A 1,602-nucleotide genomic window follows, 5' to 3' on the forward strand; every position below is an offset into this window, starting at 1 on the left:
GAGCCAACTGATGGTCCGCTCCACGACCCACCGGACCTTCCCCAGGCCGCTGCCGTGTGGCGTCTTCCGCTTGGCGATGTGCGGCTCGATCCCCAGCCACCGTAACAGCGCCCTCGTCGCCTCGCTGTCGTAGCCCCGGTCGGCGTACAGTTAGTCGGGCAACTCCTTCGGTCGGCCCGGCGTGCCCTTGATCCGGGGGAATTCGAGCACCACCGGGATGATCTGCTTATGGTCGCTGGCATTCGCCCCGGCGGTGCGGATCGCCAGCGGCACCCCGTGGCGATCGACGAGCGGGGTGTGCTTGGTGCCGGATTTGCGGCGATCGACGGGGCTCGGGCCGGTCGCCTCGCCGCCGCCGAAGGCCCGCACCGTCACGCCGTCGACGATCACCGTGTCGGCGTCGAGCTTACCGGCCCGCTTCAGCAGGCCCAGCAGATCGAGATGGAGGCGGTCCCAGACGCCCGCCTCCTCCCAGGCCCGCAGGCGGCGGTGCGCCGTCCTCCCGGAGCAGGCGAGTTCCGGCGGCACGTCCTCCCAGCGGGCGCCGGGGGTCAGGACGAACCAGATCACCCGGATGACGACCCGGTGGCCGATGCAGGGCCGTCCGCCCTTCGGGCCGACGGGTTGCTCGGGCGGCAGGTGGTGGGCGACCGTCTCGAAGAACTCATCGGGCATGCGGGCACTTGCCATGGCGGTAGTCTCCTCGATGGAGAAGGGCTACCGAGGCAGGGCGCAAACCGGATGCCAGAGGGTTTTGTCAGACCTTGTTAGGCTTATCTGGAAGGCCATGACTCATAAACTTTCTCTTACGTATCCGCTTGAAACTCGCTCCTTCCTGCATTAAAACTGGGGCAGTGCGGGGGCGACGTCCGACCCCCGAGTCGAGCGACCGAGAGGTCGGCGAACTTCACCAGGGGACATCCAAATGGCCGCGATGATGATGGAACGGGGCGCGATGGGGATGAACATGGGCATGGGAGGCATGGCCGCCGGCTCGACGATGCCGACCGGCTCGCAGATGATGACGGTCCCCCGCTGCACGATCATGATGGAGAAGTGCGAAGGCGGGATGAAGATGACGTGCAAGGCCGACGACAAGATGTCGGCGAGCATGATGCAGAACCTCTGCACCATGATGGCCGGCGGTATGTGCAGCTGCTGCATGATGATGAACGGCATGACCATATGCTGCTGCAACATGGCGACGGACATGTGCAAGTGCGAGATGACCGACGACGGCGTCTGCATCACCTGCACCAGCGGCGACGCCGAGTGCTGCAAGATCATCCAGACCTGCTGCGACTGCATGACGGCCATGATGGCGTCCGGCTGCGCCTGCTGCGTCTCCATGAACGGCATGCCCGCCTGCTGCTCCTGCTGAGCCCGACGCCGGCCGCCGCGAGACGATAGGCGTCGCCGCGATGAGGCGGCGGGCGTCGATCACGACGTCGTGGACTCAAAAGGCCGCGGCGGGGAGGGCCCCCCGTGAGGCTTCGTATTTGGGTATGTCGACGTCGACCGAAAACCATGCAGGCCGCACCCGGCGGCACCGGTCGCAAGCGTTTTGCTAGCAATAGTTTGCGGTGCGAAACAGCCCTGGCG

2 protein-coding genes are annotated in these 1,602 nt (G+C 66.1%); one reads left to right on the forward strand and one right to left on the reverse strand.

The features are described 5' to 3' along the window. Nucleotides 1-150: 150 nt before the first annotated feature. The gene (locus tag G6O68_RS31745; RefSeq protein WP_240911591.1) at nucleotides 151-690 is read right to left on the reverse strand and encodes a transposase; all 540 of its coding nucleotides are present in this window, start codon (nucleotides 688-690) and stop codon (nucleotides 151-153) included. A gap of 235 nt (nucleotides 691-925) precedes the next feature. Here G6O68_RS31745 and G6O68_RS31750 point away from each other — a divergent pair, with 235 nt between their 5' ends. After that, on the forward strand, nucleotides 926-1,381 hold the full coding sequence (locus G6O68_RS31750; RefSeq protein ID WP_165253754.1) for a hypothetical protein: 456 nt from the start codon (nucleotides 926-928) through the stop codon (nucleotides 1,379-1,381). Nucleotides 1,382-1,602: the final 221 nt, after the last annotated feature.

The sequence above is a fragment of the Paludisphaera soli genome (assembly GCF_011064595.1).
GTDB lineage: Bacteria > Planctomycetota > Planctomycetia > Isosphaerales > Isosphaeraceae > Paludisphaera > Paludisphaera soli.

Excerpts from the sequence above, each read along its gene's own strand:
- G6O68_RS31745 (WP_240911591.1), bottom strand. The coding sequence starts at position 690 with ATGGCAAGTGCCCGCATGCCCGATGAGTTCTTCGAGACGGTCGCCCAC.
- G6O68_RS31750 (WP_165253754.1), top strand. The coding sequence starts at position 926 with ATGGCCGCGATGATGATGGAACGGGGCGCGATGGGGATGAACATGGGC.